The following is a 19,675-nucleotide window of genomic DNA, read 5'->3' as shown; positions in this document are numbered from 1 at the left end:
GTCTGGCCCGGTGCGGATGGCGGATCCGCCGGGGGGACGGGGTGGGGAAACACGGGCGTCACACGGGTGGGGTTCACTGGGGGGAGACGCCCGACGGGCGCGGGACGGAGGCGCGGCATGGACCTGAACACGATCCAGCGCGTCCGGGTGGTGCGCGAGCGCTCCGAGCTGGCGGGCCGCGGGCCGCGCTCAGCGGTCATCGGAGGCGGCTCCTGGGTGTTCTCCCTCCCCCACGACCACCTCGACGAGCTCCTCGACCTGCAGGGATTCGCGTGGGAGCCGATCGTGCGCACGGACGCCGGGCTCTCGATCGCGGCGACCTGCACGCTCAGCGAGCTCGCCGCGATGCCCGACGCGGGCGACACCGCCCATGCGCTCTTCTTCCAGTGCTGCACGGCACTGCTGGGCTCCTTCAAGATCTGGAACGTCGCCACTGTCGGCGGCAACATCGCCAACGCCCTGCCCGCAGGACCGATGATCAGCCTCGCCGCCGCGCTCGACGCCACCGCCCTCGTCTGGCGGGCCGACGGCTCGGACGTCGCCGTGCCGGTCGCCGAGCTCGTGACCGGCAACATGACCACTTCCCTGGCCCAGGACGACGTCATCCGCTCGATCGAGATCCCGCTCTCCTCCCTCCGGGCGCGCACCGCGTTCCGCAAGACGGCGCTCTCCCCTCTCGGACGCTCCGGCGCCGTCGTCATCGGCCGCCTCGACACCGACGGCGCGTTCGTGCTCACGATCACCGCGGCGACCGTCCGGCCGGAGCTGCTCCGCTTCGCCGCCGTTCCCTCCTCGGCCGAGCTCGCCGCGGCCGTCGACGGCGTCGCGACCTGGTTCACCGACCCGCACGGAGCCGCCGACTGGCGCCACGCCGTCGTCCGCGTGCTCGCCGAGGAGATCCGCACCGAGCTGGCCGGAGGCGCCCGATGAGGTTCACCGTCAACGGGGAGCCGGTCGACGCCTCCCCCCGCCCCGGCCAGGTGCTGCGCACCCTCCTCCGCGACCACGAGCACTTCGAGGTGAAGAAGGGGTGCGACGCCGGCGACTGCGGCGCCTGCTCCGTCCTCGTCGACGGGACGCCGTTCCACTCCTGCCTCTACCCCGCCCACCGCGTCGAGGGCCGCGAGGTGACGACCGCGGCCGGCCTCGGCACGCCCGAGGAGCCGAGCGCGGTGCAGGAGGCGTTCGTCGAGGCCGGCGCGTTCCAGTGCGGCTTCTGCACGGCCGGCATGGTGGTCACGGCCACGGCGCTCGACGGAGTCCGCGCCGAGGACGTGCCGCGGCTGATGAAGGGCAACCTCTGCCGGTGCACGGGCTACCGCCCCATCCGCGAGGCCGTGACGGGCGCCTGCGCGTCCGGGCACGGCGCGCACGCGGCCGAGCCGTCCGGAGCGGATCGCACGGAGGCCCCGGTCCGCGGACGGCACGCGGCCCCGCCGTCGGGTCTCACCCCCGTCCGCCGCACCGGTCGCCCGTCGGCCGAGGAGTCCCGGGTCGGCCGCTCGCTCGGCGCGCCCGCCGGCCGGCGGATCGTCCAGGGCCGCGAGCCGTTCACCCTCGACGTCGCCGTGCCCGGCCTGCTGCACGTGAAGGTCGTCCAGAGCCCGCACGCCCACGCGCGCATCCGCTCGATCGACACGACCGCCGCCCGCGCGATGCGGGGCGTCGTCGCGGTCCTCACCGCCGAGGACGTCCCGGACGTCCTCTACTCCACCGCCCGCCACGAGTCCCGGCTCGACGACCCGGACGACACCCGCATGCTCGACACGGTCGTCCGGTTCCGCGGGCAGCGCGTGGCCGTGGTGGTCGCGGAGTCGGTGGCCGAGGCGGAGGCGGCCTGCCGCGCCGTCGAGGTCGACTACGAGGTGCTGCCCGCCGTCTTCGACCCGGAGGAGGCGCGCTCGGCCGGCGCGCCGCTCCTGCACGCCGACAAGGATCCGATCGCCTCGCGCATCGCCCGGCCGGAGGCGAACGTCGTCGCGGAGCTCCACGGAGAGTACGGGGACGTGGCCGCCGGACTCGCGGAGGCCGACGTGGTCGTCGAGGGCCGGTACTCGACCTCCCGGGTCGCGCACACGGCGCTCGAGACCCACGGCACCATCGGCTGGCTCGAGGGCGGAGAGCTGGTGCTGCGGACCTCGACGCAGGTGCCCTTCCTCGTGCGCGACGAGATCGCGCGCCTGTTCGACCGCGATCCGTCGACCGTCCGCGTCTTCACGGCACGGGTGGGCGGCGGCTTCGGCGGCAAGCAGGAGATCCTGACGGAGGACGTCGTCGCCCTCGCCGTGCTCGCCACCGGCCGGCCCGTGCAGTTCGAGTTCACCCGGAGCGACGAGTTCACGATGGCCCCCTGCCGACACCCGATGCGGGTCGGCGTCACGCTCGGCGCCCGGCGCGACGGACGGCTGACCGCCCTCGCCGTGGACGTGCTCTCGGACACCGGCGCCTACGGCAACCACGGACCCGGCGTGATGTTCCACGGCACCTCGGAGTCGGTCGCCGTCTACAGCGCGCCCAGCAAGCGCGTCGACGCGCAGGCCGTCTACACGAACAACCTCCCCTCGGGGGCGTTCCGCGGCTACGGCCTCGGGCAGGTGATCTTCGGCATCGAGTCGGCGATGGACGATCTCGCCCGCGAGCTCGGGATCGACCCGTTCGAGCTGCGGCGGATCAACGCGGTGCGCCCGGGCGAGCCGCTGGTGGTCACGCACGTCGAGGGCGACGACATCGGCTTCGCCTCCTACGGGCTCGACCAGTGCCTCGACCTCACCGAGGCGGCACTGGCCGGCGGCGGCGGCTCCCCCGCCCCCGACGGACCGGGGTGGCGGACAGGGCAGGGCACGGCACTGGCGATGATCGCCACCATCCCACCGCGGGGCCACTTCTCGGAGGCGACCGTCACCGTCGACGCCGAGGGAGTGCTGACCATCGGCGTCGGCACGGCCGAGTTCGGCAACGGGACGACCACCGTGCACACGCAGCTGGTCGCGAGCGCCTTCCGCGCCTCGGCCGACCGGGTGCGGATCCGCCAGTCCGACACGGACGCGGCCCGCTACGACACCGGAGCGTTCGGCAGCGCCGGCACGGTGGTCGCGGGCAAGGCCGTCCACTCGGCCGCGACGCGCCTCCTCGCCGAGCTGCAGGCGCTCGCCAAGCGGCTGACCGGGCACGACGAGACCTTCGAGCCCGACGACGAGGGCCTGCTCGCTCCGGACGGCACCCGGGTCGCGTTCGCCGATCTGGTCCGTGCGGCCGGCGGACCGGTCACCGCGACCGGGAGCGAAGACGGCGCTCAGCGCTCGCTCGCGTTCAACGTCCAGGGCTTCCGCGTCGCGGTGCACGAGCCGACGGGCGAGGTGCGGATCCTGCTGTCGGTCCAGGCGGCCGACGCCGGCTTCGTGATCAACCCGGCGCAGTGCCGCGGGCAGGTCGAGGGCGGAGTGGCGCAGGCGATCGGCTCGGCGCTGTACGAGGAGGTGATCCTCGACGGCGAGGGCACCGTGACCACGGCGATCCTCCGGAACTACCACATCCCGCAGATGGCGGACGTGCCCGAGACCGAGGTGCTCTTCGCGGACACCGCCGACGAGCTCGGGCCGTTCGGCGCGAAGTCGATGAGCGAGGCGCCCTACAACCCGGTCGCCCCCGCACTCGCCAACGCCGTCCGCGACGCGATCGGCGTGCGGCCGACCGAGCTGCCGCTCTCCCGCGACCGGATCTGGCGGCTCCTGCACCCGGACGCCGCCCCGGTCGCGTCCGTCGAGGCGGAGGCGCCGCCCGGTTGAACGACGACGGGCTGAGCGCCGATCGGCTGCCGCAGCTCAGACGCGCGACGCCAGCTCCGTGCTCGCCCGGGCGACCTCGCGGGCGATCGCGTCCTCGTCCGCGTTCACCAGCCGTCCCTCCCGCACCGTCGGGCGACCCTGCACCAGGAGCAGGCTCAGCGGGGGCTGCGCTCCGAGCGCGAGGGCCGCGACCGGGTCCGCGATGCCCGCGTGCTCGATCCCGTCGATCCGCCAGAGCGCGAGGTCGGCGAGCTTGCCGACCTCGATCGAGCCGATCTCGTCCTGCCGGCCGAGCACCCGGGCCCCGCCGATGGTGGCGACCGAGAGCGCCTGCCGGGCGCTCATCCGGTCGGCGCCGGCGCGCAGGCGGTTCATCAGCACCGCGGCGCGGATCTCGGAGCCGAGCTGACCGGACTCGTTCGACGCCGCGCCGTCCACGCCGAGGCCGACCGGGGCTCCCGCAGCCAGCAGCTGCGGGATCGGCGCGATGCCCGCCGCGAGCCGGCCGTTCGAGGACGGGCAGTGCGCGACTCCGGTGCCCGTGGCCGCGAACTTCGCGATCGCGTCGGCGTCGAGGTGGACGCAGTGCGCCATCCAGACGTCGTCGCCGAGCCAGCCGAGCGACTCCAGGTGGTCGGTGGGCGAGAGGCCGAACGCCTCCCGCGTGTAGGCGTCCTCCTCCACGGTCTCGGAGCCGTGGGTGTGCAGCCGGACCCCGAGCTGACGGGCGAGGACGGCCGACTCGCGCAGCAGGTCGGTGGTCACCGAGAAGGGCGAGCACGGGGCGATCGCGACCCGCACCATCGCGTCGGCGGAGGCGTCGTGGTACCGCTGGACCGCCTCTCCGCTGGCCTGGAGCGCGGCCGCCGTGGTCTCGACGGCGAAGTCCGGCGGGAGGCCGCCCCGGGACTCGCCGAGGTCCATCGACCCGCGGGTCGCGTGCAGCCGGAGGCCGAGGGTGCCGGCCGCGTCGACGATGCCGCCGACGATGTCGCCGGAGCCCCGCGGGAAGACGTAGTGGTGGTCGGCGACCGTGCTGCAGCCGGACCGGGCGAGGACGCCCATCGCGCCGAGGGCGGCGGAGCGGGTCAGGTCGGCGTCGATGCGGGACCAGGCGGGGTAGAGCGCGACGAGCCAGTCGAAGAGGATCGAGTCCTGCGCCCAGCCGCGGGTGAGCCACTGGTAGAGATGGTGGTGCGTGTTGACGAGCCCGGGAGTGAGCAGGTGGCCGCGGCCGTCGACCCGCGTGAGCGCGATCGCCTCCTGCGCCGGCAGGCCCGTCGGGGACCGTCCGTCGAGGGCCCACGCCGGAGGGTCGCCGGCTCCGACGGCGACGATGCGGGAGTCGTCGACGACGACGTGGCCGACGGGGTGCTCGGTCCCGTGCGCGTCGACGGTGGCGACGTGGGCTCCGGTGAGGACGTGGCGCTGCATGCCCCGAGCATGGCAGCGCGGTGTTTCGCGGCCGTTTCCCGCCGGAGTGCGAGCAGGCCGGCGCGATCACGACGGCGCGCCGTCAAGGGAGGACGTGCGGCTCAGCGCGCCGCGTGGATCGGGCCCGAGCGCCCCGCGAGCGGCTCCCCGGACGTCCCCGTGCGCGCGGCGAGGACCTCCGCGAGGATCGACACGGCCGTCTCCTCCGGCGTCGACGCGCCGATGTCCAGGCCGATCGGCGAGTGCAGGCGGGCGAGCGTCTCCTCCGTCACTCCCGCCTCGCGCAGCAGCCGCAGCCGCCGCTCATGGGTGCGCCGCGACCCCATCGCGCCGACGTAGGCGACCGGGAGCGCGAGCGCGGTCTCGAGCAGCGGGATGTCGAACTTCTCGTCGTGCGTGAGCACCGCGATCACGGTGCGCGAGTCGACCTCGGCGCGGGCGAGGTGGTCGGACGGCCACTCGACGAGGACCTCGTCGGCGCCGGGGAAGCGCTCGGCGGTCGCGAACACCGGACGTGCGTCGCAGACGGTCACGCGGTAGCCGAGCAGGGCGCCGGCGGAGCAGAGCGCGGCGGAGAAGTCGACGGCGCCGTAGATCAGCAGGCGCGGCCGCTCGGCGTGCACGACGTAGGCGATCTCGAGCTCGGCACCTCGGCAGGCGGTCTCGACCGTGGCCGAGCGGCCGGAGGCCAGGCGCGCCTCGCGCTCGGCGAGGATGCGGCGGGCGGTGTCCTCGTCCAGGTGCGGGCCGACGACGTCCTGGAGGCGCGTCGCTCCGGTGAGCACGAGGCCGATCAGCTCCTCCGGGCCGCCGACGACGATCGCCAGCGCGGCCGAGCGGCCGGCGCGGGCGGCGCGCAGCTCGGCGAGGACCGCGGTGGAGCCGGAGTCGACGACCTGGCCGAACACGCGCAGCTGCCCCCCGCAGGACAGGCCGGCGGCGAAGGCCGCCTCGTCGTCGAAGCCGAAGTGCTCGGACGCGCTGCCCGAGGTGCCGAGCACCTCCTGGGCCAGCGCGTACGCCTGCGCCTCGACGCAGCCGCCGGAGATCGAGCCGATCGCCCGCCCCTCCGCGTCCACCGCCATCGAGGAGCCGAGAGCGCGGGGAGCCGAGCCGATGACGTGCGTGACCGTGACGACCGCGACGCTCCCGCCCCCCTCGACGCGCTCGAGCAGGGGGGCGGCGATGTCGAGCACGACGGCCTCCTCTTCTCGGACGGGAGGCGACGGCGCCGGGGCTGCGGGGAGGCCGGGCGGAGCCGCCGACGGGCGCTCACACGCAGGAAACATGCCGAGTATAGGGTCGATCCATGCCTGACGACGCTCCCTTCCTCGACCTCGTGATCCGCGCCTCCGACGTGCTGACCGAGAACGGCCGGCGTCCGGCCAGCATCGCGATCGCCGAGGGCCTGATCGTCGCGGTCGGCGAGCGGGACGCCCCCTGGCGGACCACGGAGGAGATCGTCCTCCCCGAGGGCCAGGTCCTGATCCCGGGGATCGTCGACACCCACGTGCACGTCAACGAGCCGGGCCGCACGGAGTGGGAGGGCTTCGCCTCCGCCACCCGCGCCGCCGCCGCCGGGGGCGTCACCACGATCATCGACATGCCGCTGAACTCGATCCCGCCGACCACCACGGTGGCGGGGCTCGAGGCCAAGCGCGCGGCCGCCGGGCCGCAGGCGCAGGTGGACGTCGGCTTCTGGGGCGGGGCGATCCCCTCGAACCTCGGCACGCTGCGCGAGCTCCACGACGCGGGCGTCTTCGGCTTCAAGTGCTTCCTCTCGCCGAGCGGCGTGGACGAGTTCCCGCACCTGAGCCGGGAGCAGCTCGTCGAGGCGATGCGCGAGATCGCCGCCTTCGACGGACTGCTGATCGTGCACGCCGAGGACCCGGCCGAGCTGGAGGCGAGCGCGCTGGAGCCCGGCGCCTCCTACGGCGCGTTCGTCGACTCCCGCCCGCCCGCCTCCGAGCGCAGCGCGATCCTGCACGTGATCGAGGCCGTCCGCGAGACCGGCTGCCGCGCGCACATCCTGCACCTCTCCTCCGCCGACGCGCTGCCGCTCCTGCGCGAGGCCAAGGCCGAGGGGCTGCCGATCACAGCCGAGACCTGCCCGCACTACCTCACCTTCGACGCCGGCTCGATCCCCGACGGCGGCACACAGTTCAAGTGCTGCCCGCCGATCCGCGACGAGCGCAACCGCGAGCTGCTCTGGAAGGGGCTGCTCGACGGGACGATCGACATCATCGCCTCGGACCACTCCCCCGCCACCGCCGAGCTGAAGCTCCCCGCCGGCGGCGACTTCGGCGTCGCCTGGGGCGGGATCTCGGGACTCGAGCTGAGCTTCCGCGCGGTCTGGACCGGGGCCCGCGAGCGGGGCATCCCGCTCGAGCAGGTCGTCGCCTGGATGTCCACGGCGACCGCCGCGTTCGCCGGGCTCGGCCAGAAGGGCCTGCTGCACGCGGGGTCCGACGCCGACCTGGTCGCGTTCGACCCGGAGGCGCAGTGGCGCGTGGACGTCGACGCCCTCTCGCACCGGAACCCCGTCTCGGCCTACGAGGGCCGCGTCCTCCGCGGCGCCGTCGCCGCCACCTGGGTGGGCGGCCGCCGCGTCACCGCCGCGACGGTCCCGCCCGCCGGGCGCCTCCTCACCCGCCCCTGACCTCGACCCGCCGATCCCCCGCCTCCCTGACGACACCTCGGGGAGCTCGACCGCTCACGCCGAGCGCCGCCGTGTCATCGGCAGGTTTCGAGCGTGTGAACGGAGGCGGGTCGGAGCCGCGGAGCGGGCGGATCGCACAAGACTCGGAGTCCCGGCGGCGGCTCCTCGGGATGCTCCGCCAGTGCGCGGAGCCACCGGCAGGCGCGAGGCTGGCAGACGGGCTCGCAGGAGCCGCGAGCAGGACGGTCACCACCGCGTGACCGGGCCCGGCCGCACGGAACGGACAGGAGCGGACATGTCGATCATCCTCGGGGACCACCAGTACGGGAAGGCCGAGAACCGCGTCGTGCGGATCTACCGCGAGACCCCGCGTCACGAGATCCACGACGTCAACGTCTCCACGGCCCTCCGCGGCGACTTCGAGGCCGCGCACCGAGAGGGCGACCAGTCGGCCGTCCTGCCCACGGACACGCAGAAGCAGACGGCGTACGCCTTCGCCAAGGAGAAGGGCCTGCGCTCGATCGAGCCCTACGGCCTCGAGCTGGCCCGCCACTTCGTCGACGGCTACGAGCCCGTCCACGGCGCCCGCATCGAGATCGAGGAGTTCGCCTGGGAGCGCGTGCTGGTGGACGGGCGCGAGCACGACCACACCTGGGTCCGGAAGGGCCAGGAGACGCGGATCGCGTCGGTCACGGTCGAGGGCTCGGGTGACGAGCGGCGGATCTGGATCACCGGCGGCTTCAAGGACCTCACGATCCTGAAGTCCACGGGGAGCGAGTTCCACAGCTTCCTCACCGACCCGTACACGGTCCTCCAGCCGACGCACGACCGGGTGATGGCGACCTCGCTGGTCGCGAAGTGGCGCTTCGCCCTGAGCGAGGACGAGATCGCGGCAATGGACTGGGAGGCGGTGTACGCGGGCGTCAAGGCGCTCATGACGAGCCGCTTCGCGACCGTGCACTCCCTCGCCCTCCAGCAGACGCTCTTCGAGATGGGGAAGGCGGTCCTGGAGGAGTACCCGCAGATCGTCGAGATCCGTCTCTCCGCGCCGAACAAGCACCACTTCGTCTACGACCTGTCGCCCTTCGGCGTCGAGAACGACAACGAGGTCTTCCACGCCGCCGACCGCCCCTACGGCCTGATCCAGGCGAGCGTCGCCCGCGACGATGCGCCGCCCGCGGGATCCGCCTGGACCGCCTACACGGGCCTGGTGTGACCGGCGCCGGGGGCGTCCACCGGGGGCACGTGCTGCACGTCGCCGGGGGTGCGACGCTCACGACCGCGCGGGAGTCGCTGGTGTCGATCCCGGACGGCGCTCTCGCCGTGGACGAGGACGGCACGATCGCCTGGGTCGGTCCGTACCGCGAGCTGCCGGACCGCTTCGCGCTCCTGCCGGTCTCCGGCGACGCCGCGTCGATCCTGCTGCCCGGCTTCGTCGACGCGCACGTGCACTTCCCCCAGACGTTCTCGACCGACGGCTTCGGCGGCGGCCAGCTGCTCGAGTGGCTCGACCGGACGGTGTTCCCGGCGGAGGCGCGTCTCGCCGACCCGGAGTTCGCCGACGTCGTCGCGCGCGCCTTCACCCGGCGACGGGTGGCCGCGGGCACGACCGCCGCGATGGTCTTCGGCTCCGCGTTCCCGGCCGCGCAGGACGCCCTCTTCGAGCGCAGCCGCGAGGCGGGGCTGCGGATCGTGTCGGGGCGCGGCATCCAGACCACGGGCCCGGCCTCGGCGGCTCCCCTGATCACCTCCGAGGAGGAGGCGCTGACGCTCGCGTCGGAGGAGATCGACCGCTGGCACGGGAGGGACCCGCTCCTGCAGGTCGCGCTCGTCCCGCGGTTCTCGCTGTCCGTCACTCCCCGGACCCTCGGAGCGCTCGGCGACCTCTACGACGACGTCCGCGGACGCGGCGTCTACGTGCACAGCCACCTCAACGAGAACGACCGGCCCGGCGACGGCGAGATCGCCGCCGTGCTCGGCTCGTACGGCACCCGCAGCTACCTCGACACCTACGACGGGCTCTTCCTGCCCGGCTCCGCGCGCGGCGGCTCCTCCCTCCTCGGGCCGCGCACGATCCTCGCCCACGCCGTGCACTGCCAGGACGCGGAGCTGCACCGGATGGAGGAGACCGGCACCTCGATCGCCCACTGCCCGACCTCGCAGCAGTTCCTCGGCTCCGGCACCATGCCCTGGCGCCGGACCGTCGCCTCGGGGGTCACCGTCGCCCTCGGCACGGACGTGGGCGCGGGCGACGAGTGGCTGCTGGCGCGAGTGGCGAACGACGCCTTCAAGGTGCACCTCTCGGAGCCCGGCGACGCGGCCGTCGCCCTGCATCCGGCCGAGCTCCTGTTCACGGCGACGCTCGCCGGCGCGCGGGCGCTCGACCAGGAGGACCGGTACGGCAGCCTCGACCCCGGGAAGGACGCGGACTTCCTCCGCATCGAGCCCGACCGGTGGGAGCCGCTCGCCGACGTCCTCGCCCACGGGATCCGCGCGGACGACGAGGAGGAGGCGACGGCCCAGCTGCTCTTCGCCCTGCTGATGACCCTGCGCGAGCCGGCGATCGCCGCGGTGCACGTCCGGGGCAGGCGGATCGCGCCTCCGGAGTGACGGGGCCGGCCGGGGCGGCGCGGTGCGGACCGCGCGCACCCGGCCGTCAGCGCAGGCGCAGCGCCAGGAACAGGTCGGCGCGGTCCGCGGTGTCCGACAGGTCGCGCTGAGTCAGCTCCTCCACCCTCGCGATGCGGTACCGCACCGTGTTCAGGTGCAGGTGCGTCTGCTCCGCCGTGCGCACCCACGAGCCGCCGCAGTCGAGGAACGCCGCGAGCGTGGCGACCAGCTGCGAGCCGTAGCGCGCGTCGTGCTCGACGAGCCGCCCGAGCACCAGCTCGACGAACACCGAGCGCAGGTGGTCGGGGACCGCGCTCAGCAGCTGCACGGCGGAGGTGACCTCCCCGGAGTCGCTGACCCGCACCGGAGCGTCGTCGCCCGGAGAGCCCGGCAGCAGCATCCCGTAGCGTGCCGAGCGGAGGGCGCCGCCGAGCGCGGGCAGCGGAGTCGCGGCGCTCGTCCCGACGCGCAGCACGGCGCCCGGCCACGCGGCTCCCGCTCGTCGCAGCGCCGAGGTGACGACGGCGAGCGGATCCGCGCCGGTGGGGATCGCATCGGTCGCCTCGGTGGGCAGCACCGCCACCGCGCAGCCCTGGGCGTCGCGTCCGACCACGGCGCGGCCCAGGTGCGCGGCGGCGTCGACCAGGACACGGCGCGCCAGGTCCGGGGGCGCGTCGCCCTCGAACTCGGCGGCGACCACGGCGCATCGCCCGGCGCCGCCGAGTCCGAGCTGCCGCAGGTACACCGCGGCCTCGGGCTGCTCGCTGTCCTCCTCCACGAGCTCGAGCAGGCGGTCGGCGAGAGCGGAGTCGGCCGAGAGCGCCGCCTCCCGCTGCAGCCGGTAGACCCCCACGACTCCGGCGAGCTCCGTCACGGCGTCGAGTACTGCGGCGGGCCAGTCGTTCCAGTCGCCCCCGACGACGACCAGCCAGGAGGTGGCGCGGTGCTCGCCCGCGCCGGTGACGGTGAGGACCGACAGGGCGCCGCCGCGGGCGTCCGCGACCACGACCGGGCTGCGCCGGGCCGTGAGCGCCGCGTGCACGACCCGCTCGATCTCCCCCAGCCCCAGGGGCGAGGCGGAGGCCGCGGTCCGACCGGTGGCGGTCAGCACCGACACGGGGAGTGCGAGCTCGCGCGAGGTGCGCGTGACGAGCTCGTCGAGCTGCTGCCCCCGGTAGACCTCCGTCAGCAGCTCCCGCTGGCGTGCGAGGGCGGCCGTCAGCCGGGCCACGCGGTCGCCGGCGAGGGCGTTCGACAGGTGCGCCGTGATCGCGCCGAACGACACATCGGCCGGCACGGCGATCAGCGGGACGTCGTGCTCGCGGCAGGCGACGACGAGGTCGTCCGGCACGAAGCCCAGCAGCCCCTCGCCGGCGAGCAGAGCGCTGGCACCCGAGTCCGCGACCGCGGCGACGAAGGCCGCGCTGTCCTGGGCGTCCCGACGCCAGACCAGACCGGTCAGCACCAGCTGGTCGCGCGAGATGTAGCGGCGCGGGTCGAGGAGATCGGTCGTGAAGATGCCGTCGACCGGCCGGGCGAGCGCTCCGTCGCCGGCGACCAGCACGCGCAGCCGCAGCTGCGGCGCGTCGAGGACGTCCTGCAGCTGCATCAGCTGCCCCGGTAGGTCGAGTAGGCGAAGGGGCTGAGCAGGAGCGGGATGTGGAAGTGCGCCTCCTCGTCGTCGAGGCGGAAGGCGACGACGACCTCGGGGTAGAACGACTCGGCGCCCGAGGCGGCGAACCAGGCGCCGGTGTCGAAGACGACCCGGTGCACCCCGGCGGCCAGGCGCTCCGGCCCGAAGGCCGCCACGCGGCCGTCGTCGTCGGTGCGGGCCTCGGCGAGGCGCTCCCAGCCGGAGCCGACACGGGCGTCGAGAGCCACCGGGACCCCGCGCGCGGGGCGGCCGCGGACGGCGTCGAGCACGTGGGTGGTGACGCGGCTGGCGTGCCCGCTCATCGTGCGGCCTCCGCCCGGACGAGGCGCCCGTCGTCGAGGCCGCGGACCCGCAGCACCGTGATCTCCCGCAGCTGCTCCGCGACGATGCGGGCCTCCGTCTCGTCGTCGAGCCCGAGTCTCCGCTCCAGCTCCGCGACGACCTCGGCCCGGTCGCGGCCGGCCGCGCGGAGGAGGAACACGCGCCCGAACCGCTCCTCGTAGGCGCGGTTGCCGGCCAGCAGCCGCCGGGTCAGCTCCTCGTCGCCCGTGCGGCTCGCCGCCTGCTCCGCGGCCGAGAACGCGGAGGAGCGCCCCGCGCCCGCGTGCCGCTCGCCGATCCGGGGGTGGTCGGCCAGCGCCGCCTCCACCTCCTCCTCGGTGAGCGTGCGCGCGGCCCGCTCGGCCGCGTCGGCGAGCGCGTCGGCCGACGGGTAGGGCGCGCCGGAGGCGACCTCGTCGGCCCAGCGGGGGACGGCGAGGCACGCGAGCAGCACGTCGCGGGCGGTCTCGGATCGGGTGTCGGTCATGCGGTCTCCTTCGTCCGGCGGAGCAGGGGCTCGGCCTGCGGCACGATGGTCGGATGGATCTGGTCGGGAGTCGGGACCTCGTCGGGCTGGTGCTCGCGGCGGGTGCGGGGCGCCGGGCGGGCGGCCCGAAGGCGCTGCGGTGCGACGCGGCGGGAGTTCCCTGGGTGGAGCGAGCCGTCGAGAGGCTCCGCGCGGTGGGCTGCGAGCGGGTGCTCGTGGTCCTGGGCGCGGAGGCCGGACGGGCGCGCCTCCTGGTGCCGCCGTCCGCGGACGTGGTCGTCGCGGCGGAGTGGGAGAGCGGCCTCTCGGCGTCGCTCCGCGCGGGTCTCGCCGCGGCCGAGGGCGTCGCCGCGCTGGTCGCCCTGGTCGACCTGCCCGAGGAGCCGCCGAGCGTGGGGGCCCGGCTGCTCGCGGAGGCGCCGGTCGCGCCGGACGTGCTCGCCCGCGCGGTCTTCCGCGGTCGGCCCGGTCATCCGGTGCTGCTGGGACGGGACCACTGGCCGGAGCTCCTCGAGGGTGTGCACGGCGACTCCGGCGCGCGCGACCTGCTCCGCGCGAGGGGCGCGCGCGGGGTGGAGTGCGGCGATCTGTGGTCGGGAGCCGACCGCGACGGGCCGGACTGAGCGGTTCACGCCAGGCCTGCGTCGTCGAGGGCGGCGGCCAGCGCCCGCCAGGCCAGCGTCGCGCAGACGGAGCGGACGGGGTTGCCCGCCACCGCGAGCAGCGCCTGCTCCTCGCCGGCGAGTGCACCCTCCCGGTGCGCCATCGCCGCGAGGAACGCGTCGATCCGCTCCCGCATGTCCGACGCCGGCAGCCCGTCGAGACCGTCCACGAGCAGCGACGCGGATCCCCGCGAGACCTCGCACCCCCGCCCGCTCCAGGCGAGGCGCACCTGCTCGACGCCGCCGTCGACGCGCAGCTCGATCCGGTCGCCGCAGGTGGGGGTGATCAGCTCGGCCCGGCCGAGGGCCGGGGCCGGGTCGGCCTGCCCGACGGGGTCCTTGGCGTGCGCGCGGATCAGCTCCGCCGCCTCGCTCACGGCCGGTCCTCCAGCTCGGCGAGCTCCGCGTAGGCCGTGCTGATCCCGGCGATCCGCTCGCGCGACTTTCTCGGCGACGCCCCGAGCACTCCGGAGGCCACGAGCGCGACCGCGCTCATCGCCGCCGCGTAGCTGTCCAGCGCTGTGCCGCTGTCGACCGGGCACTCCAGCCAGACCGCCGCGTGCTCCGCGTAGCGCCGGGCGGGCGGATCCGCGAGGAGCACCACGGGCACCTCGCGCGCGGCGAGCGTCCCGATCAGGGCCGCGAAGGAGGCGGGGCGGCGGCGGAAGCCGACCAGCACCACGACGTCCTCGGCTCCGAGCCCCTCGAGCTCCTCACCGAGCGACTGGCCGGGCTGCGGGGCGATCCGGACGCGTCCGCGCGCCTGCGCGAGCTGCTGGCGCAGGTGCAGCGCCACCGGGTAGCTGTTGCGCAGTCCGATCACGACGACCTCGCGCGCTCCCGCGATCAGCCGCACCGCCTCCTCCAGCCGCCCGTCGCCGAGCGCGGCGGCCAGCCGGGCCAGGTTCGCCCGCTCGCTCTCGAGGTGCGCGGCGAGCGGATCCCCCTGTCCCTGCGCGGGACCGACCGGCACACCGGAGGACCGCAGCGCCCGGGCGTGCTCGCGCACCTCCTGCGAGTTCGAGAACCCCAGGCGGCGGAACAGCCGCGAGACCGTGGCCTTGGACACTCCGCTGTGCTGGGCGAGCTCGGTCGCCGTGTAGACGGCCAGGTCGCCGAGGTGGTCGAGGATGAAGTCGGCCGCCCGCTGCTCCTGCCGCGACAGCGCGGCGTAGCCGGCATCGATGCGGTGACCGATGCTCGTCGAGGGGGCCGGGGCGGGGGTCACGCGGTCTGCGTCCCGTCGGCGAGCGCCAGCACGGCCGCCTCGAACGCGTCGAGCGCGGTCGCGACGTCGGCCTCGGTCACGTTCTCGTCCGGGTGGTGGCTGACGCCGCCCTCGCAGCGGAGGAAGAGCATCGCGTACTCGGCGAGGTCGGCGACCGCCATCGCGTCGTGGCCGGCCTTGGAGAACAGCACCATCGGCTCCGCGTCCCCGGTCGCGCGGATGCCCGCCCGCACGACGTCCTGCAGCCGAGAGGAGGCGACGACCGCGGGGGCCGAATGGGTCTCCTCCACCGTCAGTGCGAGCCGGCGGCGCGACGCCGACTCCGACATCGCGTGCTCGATGGCGTCCCACGCCGCGTCGCGCTGGGCGTCGGTCTCGGCGCGGAGGTCGAGGCTGAACTCGACCCGGCCGGGGATGACGTTGACCGCGCCCGGGAAGGTCTCGAGCCGGCCGACCGTGGCGATCACGCCCTGCTCCCGCGCGATGCGCTCCACCGCGAGCACGGCCTCGGCCGCTCCGGTGAGCGCGTCGCGGCGGCGGTCGAGCGGAACTCCGCCCGCGTGCCCGGCCTTGCCGGTGAGGGTGAGTGCGAAGCGGCGGGCGCCCGCGATCGAGGAGACCACGGCGAGGGCGCGGTCCGCCTCCTCCAGGTAGGGGCCCTGCTCGATGTGCGCCTCGAGGTAGGCGAGGACGTCCTGCGCGTCGCGCGCGGCGGTGCGGATGCGCGAGGGGTCCAGCCCGAACTCGTGGAACGCCTCGACGAGCGTCGTCCCGTCGGCGTCCTCGAGCTCCCACCAGTGCTCGTCCCAGGTGCCGGCGAGGGCGCGGGAGCCGAGGAGCGCTGTGCCGAAGCGGGTGCCCTCCTCGTCGCCGAACGCGACGACCTCGACGGCGAACGGCAGGCGCCGGCCCGCCCCGTGCAGGCGCGACACCACGGCGATCGCGAGCATCACGCCGAGGATCCCGTCGTAGCGGCCCGCGTCGGGCACCGTGTCGAGGTGCGAGCCGAGCAGGAGCGCCGGGAGTCCCGGAGTCGCGCCCTCGTAGCGGCCGCACTGGTTGCCGGCCGCGTCCTGCCAGGTGCGCATGCCGGCCTCGGTCATCCAGCGCGCGGCCATCGCGTTCACCCGGGCGTGCTCGGGCGAGAGGTAGACCCGCTCGATGCCGTCGCGGCTGGAGGAGACCGCGGCGAGCTCGTCGCAGCGGGCCATGATCGCGGCGGCGTCGAGGGCGGGGGCGGCGGTGGCGGCGGGGGGCGCGGTCGTGGTGGCGGGGTCCGTGGTGGCGGGGTCCGTGGTGGTGCCGGTCATGCGCGTGCCGCCCCGTAGACCTCGTAGGCCCCCGCGACTCCGCCGCCCACCGGCACGGAGGCGCCCGCGCGGCGCAGCACCGCCTCCAGCGCCGCCAGGGTGGTCAGCACCGCGTCCGTCCGGGCGTTGTAGCCCATCGTGCCGATGCGCCAGACCTTCCCGTGCAGCGGCCCGAAGGACGTGCCGATCTCGATGCCGAAGTCGGCGAGCATCTCCCCGCGCACCGCATCACCGTTCACGCCCTGCGGGATGCGCACCGCGACGACGTTCGTCATCTTGTGCCCGACGTCGCCGAACACCTCGAGATCGAGGCCGCGGACTCCGGCGAGCATCGCCGACCCGTGCAGCGCGTGGCGGGCGACCGTCTCGTCCAGGCCCTCCTCGACGACGATGCGGGCGCACTCGCGCGCGCCGTAGAGCATCGTGGTCGCCTCGGTGTGGTGGTTGAGTCGGCGCGGCCCCCAGTAGTCGAAGATCATGCCGAGGTCGAAGTAGTTGGAGCGGACGCGGCGGGCGCTGACAGTGTCGCCCTCGTCGCGGATCCCCGCCTCGATGCTCCTGCGCGACTCGATCACCGCGACGGCCTTCTCCGAGAAGGTGACGGGAGCCGATCCGGACGGGCCGCCCAGGCACTTCTGGAGCCCCGCGGTGACCGCGTCGAGCCCGAGCTCGTCGGTCGCGAAGGCGTTGCCCGCGAGGGAGGCGGTGACGTCGGTGTAGAAGAGGGCGCCGTGCTTCTCGCAGAGGGCGCCGAGCTCCTCCAGCGGCTGCGCCATGGTGGTCGACGTGTCGCCGTGGACCACGGCCAGCATCTTCGGCTTCACCCGGGCCAGGGCCTCGGCGATCGCCGAGACGGGGAAGACCTGCCCCCACTCGGCCTCGATCACGTGCACCTCCGCGCCGCAGCGCTCCGCGATCTCCCGGAGGAGGTGCCCGAACCGCCCGAAGACCGGCACGAGCACGCGGTCGCCCGGCTCCAGCATCGAGACCAGCGCCGCCTCGATGCCCGCACGGCTCGTGCCGTCGACGAGCATCGTCTTCTCGTTGCGGGTGCGGAACACCTGCCGGTACAGCTCCTGTGTCTCCGTCATCGTCGCCGTCATGAACGGGTCGTACTGCCCGACCAGCTGCGCCGACATCGCACGCAGGACGCGCGGATCCGCGTTGATCGGGCCCGGCCCCATCAGCAGGCGCGGCGGCGGATCGACGGGGAGGAACGGTGCGGGCGCGGTCATGGGCCACCTCTTCACGAGCGGGAGAGAAACAGTCGTTTCACCCGCAGAGCCTATGCGACGGACGTTTCGCCGGTGTTTCGCGGTGTGGCGGGGGTCGTCGGGGAGGGTCGCGAGACGCTGGTCGGCAGGAGGGCCGTGATGGAGGGAAGGGCCTCCGGACGGTGATCGAGGACCGGATCGTCGCCCTCACCTAGGCGTCGATCGCGATCATCTTCGGTGTGGTGTTCATCACTCAGAGCGAGCGGATCTCTGCGCGGGCCCGAGATCAGCTGCGGAAGCACGGGCAACGGGCCCGGCCTTCGGGGCAGTCGCCGTTCCTGACGGCCGCGGGCGGAGCTCTCCTCGTCGTCATCGGCGTCCTCGTGGTCCTGCTGACGGCGACGTCGGTCCTGTGCGGATCGTCCTGATCCGGTTGATCGGAGCCGGCTCGACGTCCGCTGGTGCGGCGAGCCTCCTCCACAGGGCCGTCCGGCGAGCGGGTTCTCCCGATCGGACGCACCTGCGGCCCGCGTGTCGGTGGTCACTGGTTCAATACGGGTATGGCGGATGGGATGCGGCAGGGACTCGAGGAGGTCCGCGCCCTCGGCGACCGCGCGGCGCTGCTCGCCCGCTCGGCGGCTCCGCTCCACCTCGCCTCCGCCGAGGCGCTGCACGAGGCGTACACGGCTGCTCTGCGTCGCCCGGAGGCGTTCGCGCGCGGCGGGTCTCCCGCCGAGTCGCGCAACCTCGTGGAGCGCTCCGTCCGTGCCGAGCTCGCCGTCGCGCTCGCCGTGTCCGAGCGTGTGGCCGCGCGCGAGCTCGAGCACGCCCGCCTGCTGGTCGACCACCTGCCCTGCACGCGCGCCGCGCTGGCCGAGGCGCGGTCGCGCTGGGAGGCGGGGCAGATCATCTGCATAGTCGCGGCCACCCTGCCGCCGGCCTCCCTCCCGGAGTTCGACGAGCGGGCCGCGGGACTGGCCGCCTCGATGACGCCGACCCAGCTGCGGCGACGCCTCGCCCGGCTGCGGGACGAGCTCCTCGAGAGTCCTCTGGCCGACCGGCACGCCCGCGCTCGGGAGGACCGGTCGGTCCGGGTCTCGCCCGAGCAGGACGGCATGGCCACGCTCTGCGCGACCCTCCCCGCTCCGGCAGCGTTCGGTGCGCTCGCGCGGCTCGACCGGATCGCCCGCGCCCTCCGCGACGGGAGCGGTGCAGCGGAGGAGCGCACGCTCGCGCAGCTGCGGGCCGACGCCCTGGTCGACCTGCTCTGCGACGGCGACGTGTCCGGCACGGCGCCGGGCGACGAGCGTCCGCGCACGTCCGCTCGCGGCATCCGGGCCGAGGTGCGTCTGACCCTCGCCGCGAGCACCGCGGCCGGGCAGGACGAGACCCCCGCGGAACTGGACGGCTACGGCCTCATCCCGGCCGGCGTCGCGCGCGAGCTCCTCGGAGCCGACTCGGCCGTCACCCCGGTGCTCACCCATCCGAGCACGGGCGCCGTGGTCTCCGTCGGACGCACGCACCGCCTCCCTCCCCCGCGGATGCGCCTCGCCCTCCAGCTGCGCGACCGGACATGCCGCTTCCCCGGCTGCACCCGGCCCGCGGCGACCGCCGAGGCCGACCACACGCTCGAGTGGCGTCACGGAGGCGCCACCGCCCTCGACAACCTGGCGTCGCTCTGCGTCGCCCACCACCACGTCCGCCACGGCGACCGCTGGACCTACACGCTCCACCCCGACGGATCGGCCGACTGGACCACCCCCACGGGCCGCCGCGTGGTCACCCGTCCACCCGATCCGCCCGCGCCGCCAGCCCCGCCGCAGCGCAGGCCGAGCTTCAGCGATGCGCCGCCCCCGTTCTGACGGCGGAAGGAGCCGCGCTCCTGCGGGCATGCTCCAGCGCGTGCTCCAGCGGGCGTGCTCGTGCACGCCCGCTCGCGCCGCGCGGGTCCGATCCACCGGCCTGTCTCAGCCGAGGGCCGAGCCGTGGAAGACGGTCGTCCGACGCGCCCGCCGACGAACCGGTCCACCGAGCCCGCACTCGCTGCACCCGGGCTCGTTCCACCCTCCGGGCTCGGCGCCCCTGCTCACCGCTGAGATCGCACTCGAGGACAGCGGTCAGCGCAGCGACTCGGCCACGACGGCGCAGCTTCCGCCTCGGATCCACGACGAGGGACGGAGCGACGGAGCGACGGAGGGACGGAGGGACGGAGGGACGGAGGGACGGAGGGACGGAGGGACGGAGGGAGAGAGAAAGAGAGAGGGAGAGGGAGAGGGAGAGGGAGAGGGAGAGGCGGCGAGCGGGAGAGCGG

The 19,675-nt window shown here is 74.8% G+C and carries 16 protein-coding genes; 7 read left to right on the top strand and 9 right to left on the bottom strand.

Annotation, left to right across the window (positions count from 1 at the left end; all coding sequences use genetic code 11):
* Positions 1-117: 117 nt before the first annotated feature.
* Both C5C57_RS09290 and C5C57_RS09285 read left to right on the top strand, forming a co-directional pair.
* Complete coding sequence (locus C5C57_RS09290) at positions 118-930, top strand: FAD binding domain-containing protein (protein ID WP_104248245.1); 813 nt, start codon at positions 118-120, stop codon at positions 928-930.
* The gene (locus C5C57_RS09285) at positions 927-3,785 is read left to right on the top strand and encodes a molybdopterin cofactor-binding domain-containing protein (RefSeq protein ID WP_104248246.1); all 2,859 of its coding nucleotides are present in this window, start codon (positions 927-929) and stop codon (positions 3,783-3,785) included. The genes C5C57_RS09290 and C5C57_RS09285 overlap by 4 nt, the downstream gene beginning before the upstream one ends.
* Positions 3,786-3,821: 36 nt before the next feature.
* On the opposite strand, the gene C5C57_RS09280 is transcribed toward C5C57_RS09285, so the two are convergent.
* Together C5C57_RS09280 and C5C57_RS09275 are read right to left on the bottom strand one after the other, a co-directional pair.
* Positions 3,822-5,219 carry an 8-oxoguanine deaminase gene (locus C5C57_RS09280; RefSeq protein ID WP_104248247.1) on the bottom strand — a complete coding sequence of 466 codons (1,398 nt, stop codon included), beginning with the start codon at positions 5,217-5,219 and terminating at the stop codon, positions 3,822-3,824.
* A gap of 101 nt (positions 5,220-5,320) precedes the next feature.
* Positions 5,321-6,415, bottom strand: a complete 1,095-nt coding sequence (locus C5C57_RS09275) for an XdhC family protein (protein WP_219815111.1) — start codon at positions 6,413-6,415, stop codon at positions 5,321-5,323.
* 113 nt (positions 6,416-6,528) lie between these two features.
* Between C5C57_RS09275 and allB the strand changes: the two genes are divergently transcribed.
* The 3 genes from allB to C5C57_RS09260 all read left to right on the top strand — a co-directional run bounded on the left by allB (position 6,529) and on the right by C5C57_RS09260 (position 10,488).
* On the top strand, positions 6,529-7,878 hold the full coding sequence (allB, locus tag C5C57_RS09270; protein ID WP_104248249.1) for an allantoinase AllB: 1,350 nt from the start codon (positions 6,529-6,531) through the stop codon (positions 7,876-7,878).
* A gap of 295 nt (positions 7,879-8,173) precedes the next feature.
* Complete coding sequence (gene pucL, locus C5C57_RS09265) at positions 8,174-9,094, top strand: factor-independent urate hydroxylase (RefSeq protein ID WP_104248250.1); 921 nt, start codon at positions 8,174-8,176, stop codon at positions 9,092-9,094.
* Entirely contained in the window at positions 9,091-10,488 is a 1,398-nt protein-coding gene (locus C5C57_RS09260) for an amidohydrolase family protein (protein ID WP_104248251.1), read from the top strand. The genes pucL and C5C57_RS09260 overlap by 4 nt, the downstream gene beginning before the upstream one ends.
* 46 nt (positions 10,489-10,534) lie before the next feature.
* Here the strand turns inward: C5C57_RS09260 and C5C57_RS09255 are convergent, their stop codons facing one another.
* Genes C5C57_RS09255 through uraD form a run of 3 tightly spaced genes read right to left on the bottom strand, consistent with a single transcriptional unit; the run spans position 10,535 to position 12,950 of the window.
* Positions 10,535-12,097: a PucR family transcriptional regulator gene (locus tag C5C57_RS09255; protein WP_104248252.1), complete on the bottom strand. Its 1,563-nt coding sequence runs from the start codon at positions 12,095-12,097 to the stop codon at positions 10,535-10,537.
* Positions 12,097-12,444, bottom strand: coding sequence for a hydroxyisourate hydrolase (uraH, locus tag C5C57_RS09250; RefSeq protein WP_104248253.1), 348 nt, complete (start codon positions 12,442-12,444; stop codon positions 12,097-12,099). The genes C5C57_RS09255 and uraH overlap by 1 nt, the downstream gene beginning before the upstream one ends.
* Complete coding sequence (uraD, locus tag C5C57_RS09245) at positions 12,441-12,950, bottom strand: 2-oxo-4-hydroxy-4-carboxy-5-ureidoimidazoline decarboxylase (RefSeq protein WP_104234584.1); 510 nt, start codon at positions 12,948-12,950, stop codon at positions 12,441-12,443. Before uraD ends, uraH begins: the two co-directional genes overlap by 4 nt.
* Positions 12,951-13,003: 53 nt before the next feature.
* On the opposite strand from uraD, the gene C5C57_RS09240 reads away from it, so the two are divergent.
* Positions 13,004-13,573, top strand: coding sequence for an NTP transferase domain-containing protein (locus C5C57_RS09240; RefSeq protein WP_104234583.1), 570 nt, complete (start codon positions 13,004-13,006; stop codon positions 13,571-13,573).
* A 5-nt stretch (positions 13,574-13,578) separates the two neighbouring features.
* On the opposite strand, the gene C5C57_RS09235 is transcribed toward C5C57_RS09240, so the two are convergent.
* Genes C5C57_RS09235 through C5C57_RS09220 form a run of 4 tightly spaced genes read right to left on the bottom strand, consistent with a single transcriptional unit; the run spans position 13,579 to position 17,385 of the window.
* Positions 13,579-13,989 (bottom strand): iron-sulfur cluster assembly scaffold protein, encoded by a 411-nt coding sequence (locus C5C57_RS09235; protein WP_104248254.1) that lies wholly within the window; start codon positions 13,987-13,989, stop codon positions 13,579-13,581.
* Positions 13,986-14,840, bottom strand: coding sequence for a MurR/RpiR family transcriptional regulator (locus tag C5C57_RS09230; protein ID WP_258072466.1), 855 nt, complete (start codon positions 14,838-14,840; stop codon positions 13,986-13,988). The genes C5C57_RS09235 and C5C57_RS09230 overlap by 4 nt, the downstream gene beginning before the upstream one ends.
* Positions 14,837-16,150 (bottom strand): allantoate amidohydrolase, encoded by a 1,314-nt coding sequence (locus C5C57_RS09225; RefSeq protein WP_104297533.1) that lies wholly within the window; start codon positions 16,148-16,150, stop codon positions 14,837-14,839. The genes C5C57_RS09230 and C5C57_RS09225 overlap by 4 nt, the downstream gene beginning before the upstream one ends.
* Positions 16,147-17,385, bottom strand: a complete 1,239-nt coding sequence (locus C5C57_RS09220; protein WP_244229434.1) for an alanine--glyoxylate aminotransferase family protein — start codon at positions 17,383-17,385, stop codon at positions 16,147-16,149. The genes C5C57_RS09225 and C5C57_RS09220 overlap by 4 nt, the downstream gene beginning before the upstream one ends.
* A 551-nt stretch (positions 17,386-17,936) precedes the next feature.
* Here C5C57_RS09220 and C5C57_RS09210 point away from each other — a divergent pair.
* Entirely contained in the window at positions 17,937-19,226 is a 1,290-nt protein-coding gene (locus C5C57_RS09210) for an HNH endonuclease signature motif containing protein (protein ID WP_181069144.1), read from the top strand.
* Positions 19,227-19,675 lie beyond the last annotated feature (449 nt).

Source organism: Rathayibacter sp. AY1C5 (genome assembly GCF_002931705.1).
Classification (GTDB): domain Bacteria; phylum Actinomycetota; class Actinomycetes; order Actinomycetales; family Microbacteriaceae; genus Rathayibacter.
The sequence above is the reverse complement of the archived record's forward strand: the minus strand, read 5'-3'. Positions and strand labels throughout refer to the sequence as shown.

Bases quoted from the DNA above. Each gene is read 5' to 3' on its own strand.
- C5C57_RS09290 (WP_104248245.1), top strand. From the start codon at position 118: ATGGACCTGAACACGATCCAGCGCGTCCGGGTGGTGCGCGAGCGCTCC.
- C5C57_RS09285 (WP_104248246.1), top strand. From the start codon at position 927: ATGAGGTTCACCGTCAACGGGGAGCCGGTCGACGCCTCCCCCCGCCCC.
- C5C57_RS09280 (WP_104248247.1), bottom strand. From the start codon at position 5,219: ATGCAGCGCCACGTCCTCACCGGAGCCCACGTCGCCACCGTCGACGCG.
- allB (WP_104248249.1), top strand. From the start codon at position 6,529: ATGCCTGACGACGCTCCCTTCCTCGACCTCGTGATCCGCGCCTCCGAC.
- pucL (WP_104248250.1), top strand. From the start codon at position 8,174: ATGTCGATCATCCTCGGGGACCACCAGTACGGGAAGGCCGAGAACCGC.
- C5C57_RS09255 (WP_104248252.1), bottom strand. From the start codon at position 12,097: ATGCAGCTGCAGGACGTCCTCGACGCGCCGCAGCTGCGGCTGCGCGTG.
- uraH (WP_104248253.1), bottom strand. From the start codon at position 12,444: ATGAGCGGGCACGCCAGCCGCGTCACCACCCACGTGCTCGACGCCGTC.
- uraD (WP_104234584.1), bottom strand. From the start codon at position 12,950: ATGACCGACACCCGATCCGAGACCGCCCGCGACGTGCTGCTCGCGTGC.
- C5C57_RS09240 (WP_104234583.1), top strand. From the start codon at position 13,004: ATGGATCTGGTCGGGAGTCGGGACCTCGTCGGGCTGGTGCTCGCGGCG.
- C5C57_RS09225 (WP_104297533.1), bottom strand. From the start codon at position 16,150: ATGACCGGCACCACCACGGACCCCGCCACCACGGACCCCGCCACCACG.
- C5C57_RS09220 (WP_244229434.1), bottom strand. From the start codon at position 17,385: ATGACCGCGCCCGCACCGTTCCTCCCCGTCGATCCGCCGCCGCGCCTG.
- C5C57_RS09210 (WP_181069144.1), top strand. From the start codon at position 17,937: ATGCGGCAGGGACTCGAGGAGGTCCGCGCCCTCGGCGACCGCGCGGCG.